Raw genomic sequence first — 12,696 nt, 5'->3', positions numbered from 1 at the left:
GTGTGACGACCAACCTCAACACCCTCCTGACCGCACTTTACGTCAAGATCGATGACTATCTCGGGCGCCGCACCCGCACCGGGAGACCACCGAAACTCTCCGACGCCGAACTGCTCACCCTCGCCGTCGCCCAGGTCCTGCTCGGCGTGCGGTCCGAGGCCCGGTGGCTGCGGTTCGTGCCCACACACCTGCCCGGCGCGTTCCCCTACCTGCCCGGCCAGTCGGGCTACAACAAGCGTCTACGCGCGGCGTTGCCCCTGATCAAACAGCTGATCCGGGTACTGGCCACCGACACCGATCTATGGGCCGACCCGGTCTGGGTCGTGGACTCCACCCCGGTCGAGTGCGCCCGTTCCCGCCCCACGGTCAAGCGCTCCAACCTCGCCGGCTGGGCCGGCTACAGCTACTGCGCCTCGCACTCACGGTTCTTCTGGGGACTGCGCCTGCACCTGATCGCCACCCCGTCCGGGCTGCCTATCACCTGGGCCCTGGCCGACCCCAAGATCGACGAACGCCAGGTGCTCATTGCCGCACTGGACCACGACCACACTCTGACCGCCGACCGGCCCGGACTCACCATCATCGCCGACAAGGGCTACGTGTCCCGCGAACTCGACACCTACCTCGCCGAACGCGGTATTGCACTACTGCGACCGTCCTACCGCAACCGCACCCCGCATCCAGCCGAGCATCTGCTCAAACCCGTCCGCCAACTCGTCGAATCAATCTTCGACACCCTCAAAGGACAGCTCGACCTGGAACTACATGGCGGACGCACCATCGACGGGGTCGGCGCCCGGATCGGACAACGCCTCCTCGCCCTGACCGCCGCGATCTGGCACAACCGGGCCACCGGCCAACCGATCACCCGCTCCCTGACCGCCTACGACCACTGATCGCATTCGGACTTACTCGTCTAGGAGCGCGCTGAACAACTCGGGCCTACTGCGCGACGCCCAGGCGGCGCCCTCGCGGCGTTGGGCGGAAACGGCGATACAACAGCGGTATCGCCGCATCCGCCCGCCTGGCGATGACACCACCTGGACGACGCTCGCGACGGCCGGAGTTCTTCAGCACCCTCCTAGCCGCCCGCCACCGCCAGGGGGTGCGCCGCGAGCACCGCGTCGACGGCCCCGCCCAGGCTGGTCACGTGCGCGGTCCCGGCCGGCAGGCGCGACCCGCCCCACCCCGGTCCGGCGGCGAGGACCGACCCGGCCGCCGGGAGCAGCGCCCGCAGCACGCCGGGGCGCCCGGTGCGCGCGGCCTGCGACCACAGGACGACGACGTCGGTGGGCCGGGCCCGCGCGGCGGCCACGACGGCGGGGGCGGGCAGCGACGCGCCGAACACCGTGGCGGCGACGCCCCGCTCGGCCAGGGCGGCGTGCAGGGCGTCGAGGCCGAGGTGGTGGCGCTCGCCGTCGGTGCAGGCGAGCAGGACCCGGGGTGACGCGCCCGACGGGCCGGTGCGGGACCCGTGCCGGGCGCTGTGCCGGTGCAGCGCCGTCGTCACGCACCACGACAGCAGGTGCTCGGCGCCGATGCAGGCCTCGTCGGCCCCGGCGCGCCGGCCCACGCTGCGCAGGGCGGGGACGCACGAGCGCTCCCACACCGCGAAGACGCCCTCGGCGCCCAGCGCGGCCGTGAGGGTGTCGAGCACGGCGTCGGCGTCGAGGCGCAGGGCGCCCCGGACGAGCGCCTGCGTGATCGGGCGCCGCGGCGGGGCGGGCGCCCCCGCGGGCACGGGTGCGGCCTGCGCCGCCGACCCGCGGGCGATCCCGGCCGCGACCGCGACCGGCACGCCCTCGCCGACGTGGCGGCGCACCGCCTCCAGCACGGCGACGTCCTGCTCGGTGTAGCGGCGGTGCGTGCCGTCGCGGTGGCCGGTGGCGCTCAGCCCGTGGCGGCGGCTCCAGCTCCGCAGCGTCGACGGCGCGACGCCGATCTGCCGCGCCACGGCCCCCGCGGTCCAGAGCGGGGACGGCGCCTGGCCGGGACCCTCCGCCGTCACGGCGACCCGCCGTCCTCCCCGCGGCCCGGCAGGAGCGCGCGCAGCACGTCGTCGGCGTCGGGCTCGGGATCGAGCAGGTCGAGCGCCCCGGCGGCGGAGAAGGCCCGCACGACGGCGTCGCTGCGGCGCCCGACCAGCCGCAGCGCCACCTCCTGGGCGCCGGCCCGCGTGGCGCCCTCGACCACCGCGTCGACCCCGCGCGCGGCGAGGAACGTGACCTCCGCGAGGTCGACGACGACGACCTCGGTGGCTGCGTCGAGCAGCGTCTGCAGGCACCGGGTGAAGTACGGCTCGGTGTCGCGGTCGAGCTCGCCGCGGACCCGCACGACCGCGAGTCCCGATGCGGGCCGGGTGGCCGTGACCGCGAGGCCGGTGGCGGTCGCGTGGTGGTGGTGCATCTCGTCCCTCTTGCGTTCCGACGATCGGGACCAGGTTAACGGTTCGGCCTGTGGCGCGCCGCTGCTGCACCGCTCCCGCAACGGAACCGGCCGCCGCGCCGGGACCGTCAGCCGCGAGGCGCGGGGACACCCGGCGGCGGGCCGACGACCTCGGAGCCGAAGCGGGCGGCGGCCGCCGCGAGGCGCGGCACGTCCGGGACCGACGGCGGGGGCAGCCCCGGCCCGTCCGCCCGGCTGCCGACCGCCGCCACGAAGTCCTCGAACCCGCCCGGGCTGGTGATCTGCAGGGCGCGCACCGGCTCGGCGGAGCTCACGACGAACGCGTGCGGCACCGCCCTGGGCAGGAACACGAACCCGCCGGGGGAGACGTCGAAGGCGTCGGCGCCGCACTCGACGTGCAGGGCGCCGGTGAGCACGAGGAACGCCTCGTCCTCCGTGCCGTGCACGTGCCGCGGCGGCCCGAAGCCGGGGGGTGCCGCGAACTCCAGCAGGGTGTACGCCCCGCCCGTGGCCGCGCGATCGGCCTTGACCGTCATCCGCGTGTCGAGGAACCACCAGGCGTCGCCGGCGCCGTCGGGCAGGTGGAAGGACATGGTCGCCTCCTACTAGACTGAGGGTCTAATCAGACTGTCAGTATAATGACGGTGTGACGCAGGTCAAGAGGATGGCCAGGGGCGGGGCGCGGCAGGCGATCCTCGACGCGGCCGGACGGCTCTACGCGGAGCAGGGCTTCCTGGCGACGTCGATCGAGCAGATCGCCGCGGCCGCCGGGGTGGCCCGCCCCACGGTCTTCACCGCGACCGGGGGCAAGGCGGCGATCCTCAGGGAGGTCGTGGACATCGCCCTGAGCGGCGACGACGAGCCCGTGCCGGTGCGCGAGCGGCCGTGGTTCGTCGAGATGATGGACGAGCCCGACCCGCACCGGATGCTCGCCCTCCACGCCCGCAACATCACGACCATGGGGCGGCGCGTCGCCGCGGTCTACAGCGCGGTCGAGGCGGCGTCGACCGCCGACCCCGACGTCGGCGCGCTCTGGGAGTCGCTGCAGGCCCAGCGCCTGGCGGGCTCGCGGATGGTCGCCGAGCGCCTGGCCGGGAAGACCGCGCTGCGCGAGGGCTACGACGCCGACGCCGTGACCGACGTGCTGTGGTCGGTCGGATCGCCGATGGTCTACCGCAAGACCGTGGCCGAGCGGGGCTGGACGCCCGAGCGCTACGAGCGCTGGATGGCCGACCTGCTGCGCCGGCTGTTCCTGCCCGACGCCGTGTGACGTCGCCGTGCGACGCCACCGTGCGACGCCGCGGGACGGCCTCGACGACGCCGACCGGGCGACCGGCCCGGGGCCGACGGCTTGCCCGGCCCGCCGGGGTGCGCCACCCTGTGCGCGTGAGTGAGAAGACCGTCGCCCTGACCCTGGACGAGGCCGGACTGGCCACCGACCTGCCCCGGCCGCAGCATCCGCGCGACGAGGTGCAGCAGGTGCCCTACCGCCCGGTGCAGTTCCGCGACGACGACTTGCCCACGGCCCTGGAGCGCTCGGCGGCCTGGCTGCGGGCGGCACAGGACTGGCTGGGGGAGCCGCTCGACGTCATCGCCGTCCACCTCGACTACGACGACCGCGCCGGGTCGCCGTACTACGAGGTCAAGCTGCTGTGCAACGAGGAGGACCTCGCCGGCGCGCCGCTGGCCGTCCAGCAGGCCGAGCTCGACGCCCAGCGCTGACCGGGACTCAGCGCACCGGACTCAGCGCACCGGACTCAGCGCAGCCGGCGCCACAGCGCCCGCACCCCGCCCACGGTCCCGGTCGCGACCAGCAGCGGGATCGGCAGGCAGCACCCGCACCCGCCCACCGACACCTGGGATCCGCCCCGGGTGCGGCGCGAGTAGTACGGGACGGGTCCCCACAGCCCGAAGCGGCCGCGGCGGTCGGTCGGGAGCCGGCGTGTCCTGCGGAACAGAGCCATGACCACACCGGTACCCGTCGCCCGGGTCGTCAACCGCGGTTCCCGCCGCGTGCGGCGGGTACCGGACGGGCATGAACCCGTGGAGGACGGTCGTCGAGACGGCGTTCCGGGGAGTGGCGCGGTGGCGCCGCGGCCGGGCCGTGCACACCACCGGGGTCGAGGTCGACGCCGAGATCGACCTCGACCCGGACAGTCTGCTCGGGCGCGCACTGGGCGCAGCCGGGCCGCGTCCCGCGCGGGTGCGGGTGTCGCGGTCGGTCGGGCTGCCCGGCGGGTGGCCCGACCTGCTCGGGATCGCGCTGCGCGTCCCGGCCGACCACGGCCCGTTCGACCTGCTGCTCGCCTCCGTCGCCGGGCGCGGGTGGGCGCACCCGCTGCTGGTGCCGGCCCGCTCCTGGTGGGGGCGGCCGTGGAGCACGGTCCTGCCCTACACCGCGGGCGGGCGCCTCGTCTGGCCCGGCCTCGAGACGCCCGACGGCCCGGCGGGGGAGGGCGCGGACGTCGCGCGGGTCGCCGAGGCGGTCGGGCGCGGGCCCGTGGTGTGCGCGGTGACCGAGCTCGTCGCGGGCGGCGCGCGCCGCGTCGGCACGCTGCGGCTCGACGCCGTCCGCACCGACCCGGCACCGCTGACCTTCGACCCGGTCCTGCACACCGCCCCCGGCCTGCGGCCGGTCCGGCTGCTGTCCGGGCTGCGGGAGTGGGCCTACACCGGCTCCCGCGAGGGCCGGGGCGCTCCGCTGACCGGCGGTCAGAGCCGCCAGGAGCGCAGCCAGACGGTGTACGGCGAGCGCAGCAGGTCGGCCGGCACCGACTCGGGCAGCGCGGCGTCGGTGTCGGTGACGACGTAGCCCTGCTCGCCGCGCGTCGACAGGGACTGCCCGACGACGTTGACGCCCGCCTCGGCGAGCGACCGGTTGAGGCCGGCGAGCACGCCGGGGACGCTGGTGTGCAGGTAGCCCATCCGGAACGAGCCGGCGGGCTGCGGGGCCGCCACCTGCGGCATGTTCACCGACAGCTCGGTGCTGCCCGCGGCGACGAACCCGAGCAGCTTGCCCGAGACGAACCAGCCGATCTCCTCCTGCGCCTCCTGCGTCGAGCCGCCGACGTGCGGGGTGAGGATGACGTTGTCGAGGCCGCGCAGCGGCGACTCGAAGGGGTCGCCCTGGGCCTTGGGTTCGGACGGGAAGACGTCGATCGCGGCGCCGGCGAGGTGCCCGGACAGGATGTTGTCGCGCAGCGCGTTGTCGTCGACGACCATGCCGCGCGAGGCATTGATGAAGATCGCGCCCGGCTTCATCTGCGCGAACTGCTCGGCGCCGAACAGCCCGGCGTTGCCGAGCCTGCCGTCGACGTGCAGGCTCACGACGTCGGAGGCGGCCAGCAGCTCGCCGAGTGTGCGGACGCGGCGCGCGTTGCCGTGGGCGAGGCGGTCAGCGGTGTCGAAGAAGATCACCCGCAGGCCGACGGACTCGGCGACGTTGGACAGCTGCGTGCCGATGTTGCCGTAGCCGACGATGCCCAGCGTGCGGCCGCGGACCTCGTGGCTGCCGCGCGCCGACTTGTCCCAGACGCCCTCGTGCATCCGCTGGGTCTTCTCCGGCAGCCGCCGGGCCAGCGCGATGATCTCGCCCAGCACCAGCTCGACGACGCTGCGCGTGTTGGAGAACGGCGCGTTGAAGACCGCGACGCCGCGCTCGGTGGCGCCCGCGAGGTCGACCTGGTTGGTGCCGATGCAGAAGCAGCCGATGGCCAGCAGGTCCTTGCCCGCGTCGAGCACGCGCGCGGTGACCTTGGTGTTGGACCGGATCCCGAGCAGCGACACCCCCGGCAGCACGTCGACGAGCTCGTCCTCGCTCAGCGAGCCCTTGCGCGTCTCGACCTCGTGGCCCGCGCGCCGGAACGCCTCGGCCGCGTCCGGGTGGATGCCTTCCAGGAGCAGTGCCTTCACGCGACGAACCTAGCTCAGGACTGCAGCCCCTGGTCGCGGGGCAGCGGACCGGCGTCGGCGACCCGTCCCGGGTGCTGCGCCGCGTGCCGCTGACCCGGTCCCGGGCCGGACCGGGCGGCCAGCGCGTCGGCGACGATCCCGGTGGCCGCGGCGAACACCGCCTTGTGCAGCAGGTCCACGGCGAGCTCGGGCCGCGGCCAGGTCTGCGGCGGCGCGCCGACGCCGGTGGCGTTCTCCCGGACCTGGTCGTTGGCTGGCCGGCACCCGCGAGTCCGGGCGGTGCGTCCACCGCTGCTCGACCTTCTCGCCCAGCGTCATCACCACGGCCCCGGCGGCGCCGGCGACCAGTCCCTGCCAGATCGCGCTCCTCGTCATGGCCCTGGAGCTATCCGCTGACGTGGGCGCGAAGCCCGGGCCCTGCGATGCTCGACCGGTGACCCCCGCCCCCGGACCTCGCCGAGGTGGTCGACCTCGACCGCTACCCGATCCACCGGCTCGACGGCGGTCGTGGGCAGGCGCTGGCCGCGGAGGCCGGACGCGCGCGCGGGCGGGCGCACCGGGGCCGGCACTCGCTGCATCGCGTGACCCCGGTGGCGGGGGGGCGGCCGCGGATCAACGCGGTGCTCGCCTACTCCGCGCGGCCCGGCGACCGGCTCAACACCCTGACCCAGGAGCTGTTCTACGGTCGTAGCGCCTGATCGGACCTGTTCACCGCCGCCCTCCGCCGGGTAGCCCGGCGGCGTGGACGCACCCGGAGGGCCCGTGCAGCGCGGCCGGTCGATGCTCGTGGCGGCCGCGATCGGCGTCGGGCTGATGGCCGCGGTCGACGAGATCGTGTTCCACCAGATCCTGGCGTGGCACCACTTCTACGACCGGGCGACGCCGGAGATCGGGCTGCTGTCCGACGGTCTGCTGCACACCGCGGAGATCGTCGTGCTCGTCGCCGCGGGGTTCGGGTTCGCCGACCTGCGCCGCCGCGGTGCGCTGGCCCCGGTGTCGGCGTGGGCCGGGCTGTTCCTGGGCGCCGGGGGCTTCCAGCTCTTCGACGCGGTGATCGACCACAAGGTGCTGCGCGTGCACCAGGTCCGCTACGTCGAGGACCTGCTGCCCTACGACCTCGCCTGGAGCGGCTCCGGGGTGCTCCTGCTGCTGGTCGGCGCGGTGCTCGCCCGGCGCGGGCGGCACGAGGGCACACCGGTGCGGGGGAGCGGCCGGTGACGCACGCCGGCCACGTCGCCCCGGCGGCGGGCCCGCCGGTGACGGGATGGTTGCTCACGGCGCTGCTCGTGCTGGTGCCGGCGGCCGCGTACGCGGCGCTGGTCCGGGCCCGCGGGCGGCCGTGGCCGCCGCTGCGCACGGCGAGCACCGCCGTCGGGCTGGTGCTGGTGGCGCTGGCCGTCTCGCCCCTGCTGGAGCCGGCCGGGCACCACGACCCCCACCTGCACATGGTCCAGCACCTGCTCCTCGGGATGCTCGCGCCGATCGCGCTGGTGCTCGGCGCGCCGGGCACGCTCCTGCTGGGCGCGCTGCCGGTCGCGTCCCGGGGCGTCGCGCGGGCGGTGCTGCGCAGCCGGGCGCTGCACGTGCTCACCCACCCGGTCACCGCCGCGGTCCTGTCCGTCGGCGGGCTCCACGTCCTGTACCTGACCCCGCTGCACGCCCTCGCGGCCGCCGACGGCACCGTCCGCGCGCTGGTGACCCTGCACGTCCTGGCGTCCGGGGTGCTGTTCGCGTGGGCGGTCGCGGGCCCGGACCCGGCGCCGCGCCGCCCGTCGGTGACCACCCGCGCCGTCGTGCTCGTGCTCGCCGGCGGGGCGCACGCGCACCTGGCGAAACTGCTTCACGCCCACGACCTGCACGGCCTGCGCGACGCCGCCCCGCTCATGTACTACGGCGGCGACCTGGCCGAGCTCCTGCTCGCCGTCGCCCTGTTCGCGTCCTGGTACCGCGTCCGCCCGCCGTCCGTTTCGGGGCCCCGTCGCCGGGCACACCCGGCTCGACCGCATCCGAACGGCCCCAGGAGAAACCGTGTTCTTCCACCGCCAGGAACTGCAGTACAAGTCGACGCCGGACAAGCCTGACGCCGTCTACGCCCGCAAGCTCCAGGAGGTGCTGGGCGGGCAGTACGGCGAGATCACCGTGGCCATGCAGTACATGTTCCAGGGCTGGAACATGCACATCCCCGGCAAGTACCGCGACCTCGTCTTCGGTATCGCGTCCGAGGAGATCGGCCACGTCGAGATGCTGGCGACGATGATCGCCCAGCTGCTGGAGAAGGCGCCGCTGGGCGTCACCTCCGACGCCGTGCAGGACGACCCGACCGTGGCCGCGGTCGTCGGCGGGATGGATGTGCAGCACGCCATCGTCGCCGGTGCGGGCGCCCGCCCCGTCGACAGCAACGGCAACCCGTGGCAGGGCACCTTCATCACCGCGAGCGGCAACCTGCTCGCTGACTTCCAGGCCAACGCCAACGCCGAGATGCAGGGCCGCCTCCAGGTCGCCCGGCTCTACCACATGACCGACGACCACGGTGTCCGCGACCTGCTGTCGTTCCTGCTCGCGCGCGACACCATGCACCAGAACCAGTGGCTGGCCGCCGCCGCCGAGCTGCAGGAGGAGGGCGCCGAGCTGCTGCCGGTGCCGAGCAACTTCCCGCAGAGCAAGGAGAACACCGACGTCAACTACCAGTACCTGAACTTCAGCGACGGCAAGCAGGCCTCCGAGGGCCGCTGGGCCAAGGGCCCCTCGGTCGACGGGAAGGGCGAGTTCACCTACCACGAGGGGCCGACGACGACCGCCCCCATGCCGCCCCCCACGCGTCCGGACGCGCGCATGTACGGCACGACCGACCTCCCCAACTCGATGGAGAAGGTCGCGGGACGCGCGCAGGACATGCTCAACCGCGAATGACCGCGTCCCGGCCCCGGACCGAGGGTCCGGGGCCGGACGGTTCGTCGGCGGGCGGCCGCGTCAGGACGCGGCGCGGTCCGCGACCGGGGCCGACCGGTCGATCCGCACGTACGGCCGGAGCAGGTCGGCCAGCCCGTGCGGGTCCCCGACGCCGAGCACGGCGACGGGGTGGCGCACCCGCCGCCACGGCCCCGATCCCGCGACCGGGCGGTGGAAGTGCAGCCGCACCCGCTCGCACCAGCTCGCCCCCAGGCTCAGGCTCCGGTCCCGCAGACCGGTCCGGACGCCGAGCAGCCGTCCGGTGGCCGCGGGCCGCACGAGCTCGACCGACGCCAGGTTGGGCAGCGGCGTGCACCACCGCCAGCGGCCCAGCCGCAGGTCGAGCATCCCGTCGCCGACGAGCACCACGGCGGACACGGGATCGACCGACAGCCGCGCGAGCCGCCGCGCCACGGGGACGTCGAACCGCAGGTCGAACCGCTCGCGGGCGGGCGGCCGGTGATCGGCTCGCAGCGGTGGCAGCACGTCGTCCCTCCTCCGGCCCGGGTGTCCGGCCCGAGCCCCGAGGTACCCGCCCCCGTCCGCCACACACGATCGGAAGCGCCATGACCGCACCCGACGACGCCCGCCCCGACGACGCCCGCCCCGACGACCCCCGCCCCGGTGCCCGCTCGATCGCGACGCAGGGCGTCGACGAGATGGGCGGGCCGACGAGCATCCTGGCCCGCCAGCGCGCCGACCACGCCCGGCTCGACCGGCTGATGGACAGGGCCCGCGCCACCGAGGCGGCCGGGGGCCGCGCGCACGCGGTCGCCCTGCGCGCCGTCGCCCGCCTGGTGTTCACCCACGCCTTCGCCGAGGAGGCGGTGCTGTTCCCCGCGGCCCGGCGCGTGCTGCCCGAGGGGGACGACATCACCCTCGACATCGAGCGCGACCACCAGCGCGTCGACGAGCTGGTGACGCGGCTCGACCGCTCGAACTCCGACGACCCCGGCCACGCCGAGCTCCTGCGCGAGACGTTCGCCGTGCTCGACGAGGATGTCCGCACCGAGGAGGACGTGCTGCTGCCTCGCCTGCAGGATGCCCTCGGGCACGCGGAGCTGCGGCGCCTGGGCTGGGAGTGGGAGCTGGTGCGCCGCGTCTCGCCGACGCGCGCGCACCCGGTCGTGTCCCGGCGCCCGCCCGGTCAGCCGCTGTCGGCGCTGCCGCTCACGGTGCTCGACCGCGGTCGTGACCTGCTGCAGCGGGTCGACGAGCGCACCGGCGGCCGGGCGGCGCCCGTCGTCGCCGTCGTGGACCGGGCGCTGGCCGTCACCGCGGGGGCGGTGGAGCGGCTGCCCCCGGTGCGCAGGGGCGAGCGGCCGGAGACGTCGCGCTGAGGGTCGGGTGCGCCCGGGTCAGGTGCCGCAGTACGTGATGTAGGGCGTCGCGTCCTCCGGCGGCCCGGCGAGGTCGGTCAGGTCGGGGCGGTCGTCGAAGGGGTGCGTCACGGCGTCGACCAGGCGGTGCAGCGGGCCCGTGTCGCCCGCGGTGGCGGCGTCGAGGGCCTCCTCGACGCGGTGGTTGCGCGGGATGTGCACCGGGTTGACGGCGTCCATCGCGGTGGCGACGGCCGCGCGGTCGTCGGGCAGGAGCGCGTCGCGGCGGGCGGCCCAGGTCTCGAAGGGGGCGCGGTCGGTGAACAGGTCGCGCGCCGTGCCGGCCGACAGCGCGCGGAAGAAGCCCGTGTGGTCGACGCGCTGGGCGTGCAGCAGCTCGAGCAGGTCGGCGGCCAGCGCGGGGTCGGGGGCGTCGAGCCCGAGCTTCGCGGCCATCCCGCGGTCGTAGGCGGCCTGGTAGCGCGGGGCGAACCCCTGCAGCACCTCGGTGGCGATCTCGACGGCGGCGTCGGTGCCGGCGTCGGTGCCGGCGGCCTCGGTTCCGGCCTGCAGCAGCGGCAGGAGCGCCTCGGCGAACCGGGCGAGGTTCCACAGCACCATCGAGGGCTGGTTGCCGTAGGCGTAGCGGCCGGTGTGGTCGATGGAGCTGAAGACGGCGGCGGGGTCGTAGGCGTCGAGGAAGGCGCAGGGGCCGTAGTCGATGGTCTCGCCGGAGATCGTGGTGTTGTCGGTGTTCATGACGCCGTGCACGAACCCGACCAGCATCCACCGGGCCACGAGGTCGGCCTGGGCGTCGACGACGCCGCGGAGCAGGCCGAGGTACCGGTCCGGGGCCCCTACGAGGCCGGGGTGGTGGCGCTCGATCGCGTGGTCGGCGAGGTCGCGCAGCAGGGCGGCATCGCCCGTGGCCGCGGCGTAGGCGAACGTGCCGACCCGCAGGTGGCTCGCCGCGACCCGGCACAGCACGGCCCCGGGCAGCAGCCGCTCGCGCGGGACCTGCTCCCCGGTGGTAACGACCGACAGCGCACGCGTCGTGGGGATGCCCAGCGCGTGCATCGCCTCGCCCAGCACGTACTCGCGCAGCATCGGGCCGAGCACCGCCTTGCCGTCGCCGTTGCGGGCGTACGGGGTGCGGCCGGAGCCCTTGAGGTGCAGGTCGCGACGGCTCCCGGCGACGTCGCGCACCTCGCCCAGCAGCAGCGCGCGGCCGTCGCCCAGGCGCGGCTGGTAGCGGCCGAACTGGTGGCCGGCGTAGACCTGCGCGACCGTGCGGACGCCCTCGGGGACCCGCCCGACGAGCAGGCCGGTGCCGGCTGGCGTGCGCAGGGCGGCGGGGTCGACGCCGAGCTCCGCCGCGAGCGGCTCGTTGAGCACGACCAGCTGCGGGTCGGGGAAGGGCGCGGCGGCCCAGGGCGTCGCGAGGGCGGGGAGGGCGCGAGCGAACGCGTCGTCGAGGTCGAGGAGGGTTGCCGCGGCAGTCACGTCGTCCAGGCTACGGGCCGGTACCAGCAGACGGGGGTGCTCGGCGTGCGAGGGGTGTGGCCGTGGCCGCTCCGGGGTAGACGTCGGCACCATCCATCGCTCGCGCACACACGGGAGGACACGATGTCCCTGCTCAGGTACGCACTGGTCGCCGCGGCCGGCTACTACGCCGGCCAGCCCGCCGGACGCCGGCAGCTCGACAAGCTCATGGGACGGGCGAAGGAGGCCGCCCAGAGCCCGAAGGCCGCCGAGCTCACGGAGCGCGGCAAGAACCTGGCGGGGCAGGGTGCGTCGCTGGCCGTCGACAAGGTGAAGGGGGCGACGTCCTCGTCCTCCTCCTCTGCCTCCTCCGCGTCCGGCTCGGGGACCTCCTCGTCGGGCACGGGCGGCACCGACCCCGGCATCCGGACCGAGGCCGGGTCGGGGTCCGCGTCCGGCGGGAACGGGACCGCGGCCGGGTCGGGTGACCCGTTCGACGGCCGCACCGTCGCCGAGGACAGCGAGACGGTCCGCACCGGTGTGACCCCGCCGCCGCCCGCCACGCGCACCGCCCCGGGCGAGGCGGAGTAGCCGTCCTGTCGGTGGGCGCGTGCATAATCCGGCTCGC

17 protein-coding genes and 1 pseudogene are annotated in these 12,696 nt (G+C 75.3%); 10 read left to right on the top strand and 8 right to left on the bottom strand.

Annotation, left to right across the window (positions count from 1 at the left end; genetic code table 11):
- Positions 1 to 2: 2 nt before the first annotated feature.
- Positions 3 to 896: an IS982 family transposase gene (locus I4I82_RS04575; RefSeq protein WP_218595225.1), complete on the top strand. Its 894-nt coding sequence runs from the start codon at positions 3 to 5 to the stop codon at positions 894 to 896.
- Between the two features lie 185 nt (positions 897 to 1,081).
- Here the strand turns inward: I4I82_RS04575 and I4I82_RS04570 are convergent, their stop codons facing one another.
- The 3 genes from I4I82_RS04570 to I4I82_RS04560 all read right to left on the bottom strand — a co-directional run bounded on the left by I4I82_RS04570 (position 1,082) and on the right by I4I82_RS04560 (position 2,999).
- Positions 1,082 to 2,008 carry a MerR family transcriptional regulator gene (locus I4I82_RS04570; protein WP_218589915.1) on the bottom strand — a complete coding sequence of 309 codons (927 nt, stop codon included), beginning with the start codon at positions 2,006 to 2,008 and terminating at the stop codon, positions 1,082 to 1,084.
- Positions 2,005 to 2,406, bottom strand: a complete 402-nt coding sequence (locus I4I82_RS04565; protein ID WP_218589916.1) for an STAS domain-containing protein — start codon at positions 2,404 to 2,406, stop codon at positions 2,005 to 2,007. The genes I4I82_RS04570 and I4I82_RS04565 overlap by 4 nt, the downstream gene beginning before the upstream one ends.
- Before the next feature lie 107 nt (positions 2,407 to 2,513).
- On the bottom strand, positions 2,514 to 2,999 hold the full coding sequence (locus tag I4I82_RS04560; RefSeq protein ID WP_218589917.1) for a cupin domain-containing protein: 486 nt from the start codon (positions 2,997 to 2,999) through the stop codon (positions 2,514 to 2,516).
- 53 nt (positions 3,000 to 3,052) lie between these two features.
- Between I4I82_RS04560 and I4I82_RS04555 the strand changes: the two genes are divergently transcribed.
- Complete coding sequence (locus tag I4I82_RS04555; protein WP_218589918.1) at positions 3,053 to 3,676, top strand: TetR/AcrR family transcriptional regulator; 624 nt, start codon at positions 3,053 to 3,055, stop codon at positions 3,674 to 3,676.
- A 116-nt stretch (positions 3,677 to 3,792) separates the two neighbouring features.
- The gene (locus I4I82_RS04550; protein WP_218589919.1) at positions 3,793 to 4,128 is read left to right on the top strand and encodes a hypothetical protein; all 336 of its coding nucleotides are present in this window, start codon (positions 3,793 to 3,795) and stop codon (positions 4,126 to 4,128) included.
- A 35-nt stretch (positions 4,129 to 4,163) separates the two neighbouring features.
- Here I4I82_RS04550 and I4I82_RS04545 read toward each other — a convergent pair whose 3' ends face one another.
- Complete coding sequence (locus I4I82_RS04545) at positions 4,164 to 4,370, bottom strand: hypothetical protein (protein WP_218595269.1); 207 nt, start codon at positions 4,368 to 4,370, stop codon at positions 4,164 to 4,166.
- A 71-nt stretch (positions 4,371 to 4,441) separates the two neighbouring features.
- Between I4I82_RS04545 and I4I82_RS04540 the strand changes: the two genes are divergently transcribed.
- Positions 4,442 to 5,218, top strand: coding sequence for a hypothetical protein (locus tag I4I82_RS04540; RefSeq protein ID WP_218595268.1), 777 nt, complete (start codon positions 4,442 to 4,444; stop codon positions 5,216 to 5,218).
- Here the strand turns inward: I4I82_RS04540 and serA are convergent.
- On the bottom strand, positions 5,119 to 6,318 hold the full coding sequence (gene serA / locus I4I82_RS04535) for a phosphoglycerate dehydrogenase (protein WP_218589922.1): 1,200 nt from the start codon (positions 6,316 to 6,318) through the stop codon (positions 5,119 to 5,121). The genes I4I82_RS04540 and serA overlap by 100 nt on opposite strands.
- Positions 6,319 to 6,332: 14 nt before the next feature.
- Positions 6,333 to 6,693, bottom strand: a pseudogene (locus tag I4I82_RS04530) (hypothetical protein).
- An 86-nt stretch (positions 6,694 to 6,779) separates the two neighbouring features.
- Between I4I82_RS04530 and I4I82_RS34730 the strand changes: the two are divergent.
- Genes I4I82_RS34730 through I4I82_RS04510 form a run of 4 tightly spaced genes read left to right on the top strand, consistent with a single transcriptional unit; the run spans position 6,780 to position 9,228 of the window.
- A complete protein-coding gene (locus tag I4I82_RS34730; RefSeq protein WP_308112766.1) occupies positions 6,780 to 7,016 on the top strand; it encodes a hypothetical protein in 237 nt (78 codons plus the stop codon).
- 43 nt (positions 7,017 to 7,059) lie between these two features.
- On the top strand, positions 7,060 to 7,536 hold the full coding sequence (locus I4I82_RS04520) for a DUF2243 domain-containing protein (RefSeq protein ID WP_226369877.1): 477 nt from the start codon (positions 7,060 to 7,062) through the stop codon (positions 7,534 to 7,536).
- Entirely contained in the window at positions 7,533 to 8,399 is an 867-nt protein-coding gene (locus tag I4I82_RS04515; RefSeq protein ID WP_218595267.1) for a cytochrome c oxidase assembly protein, read from the top strand. Before I4I82_RS04520 ends, I4I82_RS04515 begins: the two co-directional genes overlap by 4 nt.
- Positions 8,347 to 9,228 (top strand): manganese catalase, encoded by an 882-nt coding sequence (locus I4I82_RS04510; protein ID WP_218589924.1) that lies wholly within the window; start codon positions 8,347 to 8,349, stop codon positions 9,226 to 9,228. The genes I4I82_RS04515 and I4I82_RS04510 overlap by 53 nt, the downstream gene beginning before the upstream one ends.
- Positions 9,229 to 9,288: 60 nt before the next feature.
- Here I4I82_RS04510 and I4I82_RS04505 read toward each other — a convergent pair whose 3' ends face one another.
- Positions 9,289 to 9,753 (bottom strand): hypothetical protein, encoded by a 465-nt coding sequence (locus tag I4I82_RS04505; RefSeq protein ID WP_218595266.1) that lies wholly within the window; start codon positions 9,751 to 9,753, stop codon positions 9,289 to 9,291.
- A gap of 80 nt (positions 9,754 to 9,833) precedes the next feature.
- Between I4I82_RS04505 and I4I82_RS04500 the strand changes: the two genes are divergently transcribed.
- Positions 9,834 to 10,607, top strand: a complete 774-nt coding sequence (locus I4I82_RS04500; protein ID WP_218595264.1) for a hemerythrin domain-containing protein — start codon at positions 9,834 to 9,836, stop codon at positions 10,605 to 10,607.
- Between the two features lie 18 nt (positions 10,608 to 10,625).
- Here I4I82_RS04500 and I4I82_RS04495 read toward each other — a convergent pair whose 3' ends face one another.
- Positions 10,626 to 12,089, bottom strand: a complete 1,464-nt coding sequence (locus tag I4I82_RS04495) for a protein adenylyltransferase SelO (RefSeq protein ID WP_218595263.1) — start codon at positions 12,087 to 12,089, stop codon at positions 10,626 to 10,628.
- A 123-nt stretch (positions 12,090 to 12,212) separates the two neighbouring features.
- On the opposite strand from I4I82_RS04495, the gene I4I82_RS04490 reads away from it, so the two are divergent.
- Positions 12,213 to 12,659: a hypothetical protein gene (locus I4I82_RS04490; RefSeq protein WP_218594479.1), complete on the top strand. Its 447-nt coding sequence runs from the start codon at positions 12,213 to 12,215 to the stop codon at positions 12,657 to 12,659.
- Positions 12,660 to 12,696: the final 37 nt, after the last annotated feature.

The sequence above is a fragment of the Pseudonocardia oceani genome (genome assembly GCF_019263585.2).
GTDB classification, from domain to species: Bacteria; Actinomycetota; Actinomycetes; order Mycobacteriales; family Pseudonocardiaceae; genus Pseudonocardia; species Pseudonocardia oceani.
Note: the sequence above shows the minus strand (reverse complement) of the source record. Positions and strands in the feature narration are given on the sequence as shown.

Bases quoted from the DNA above. Each gene is read 5' to 3' on its own strand.
- I4I82_RS04545 (WP_218595269.1), bottom strand. From the start codon at position 4,370: ATGGCTCTGTTCCGCAGGACACGCCGGCTCCCGACCGACCGCCGCGGC.
- I4I82_RS04490 (WP_218594479.1), top strand. From the start codon at position 12,213: ATGTCCCTGCTCAGGTACGCACTGGTCGCCGCGGCCGGCTACTACGCC.
- I4I82_RS04500 (WP_218595264.1), top strand. From the start codon at position 9,834: ATGACCGCACCCGACGACGCCCGCCCCGACGACGCCCGCCCCGACGAC.
- I4I82_RS04540 (WP_218595268.1), top strand. From the start codon at position 4,442: ATGAACCCGTGGAGGACGGTCGTCGAGACGGCGTTCCGGGGAGTGGCG.
- I4I82_RS04565 (WP_218589916.1), bottom strand. From the start codon at position 2,406: ATGCACCACCACCACGCGACCGCCACCGGCCTCGCGGTCACGGCCACC.
- I4I82_RS04560 (WP_218589917.1), bottom strand. From the start codon at position 2,999: ATGTCCTTCCACCTGCCCGACGGCGCCGGCGACGCCTGGTGGTTCCTC.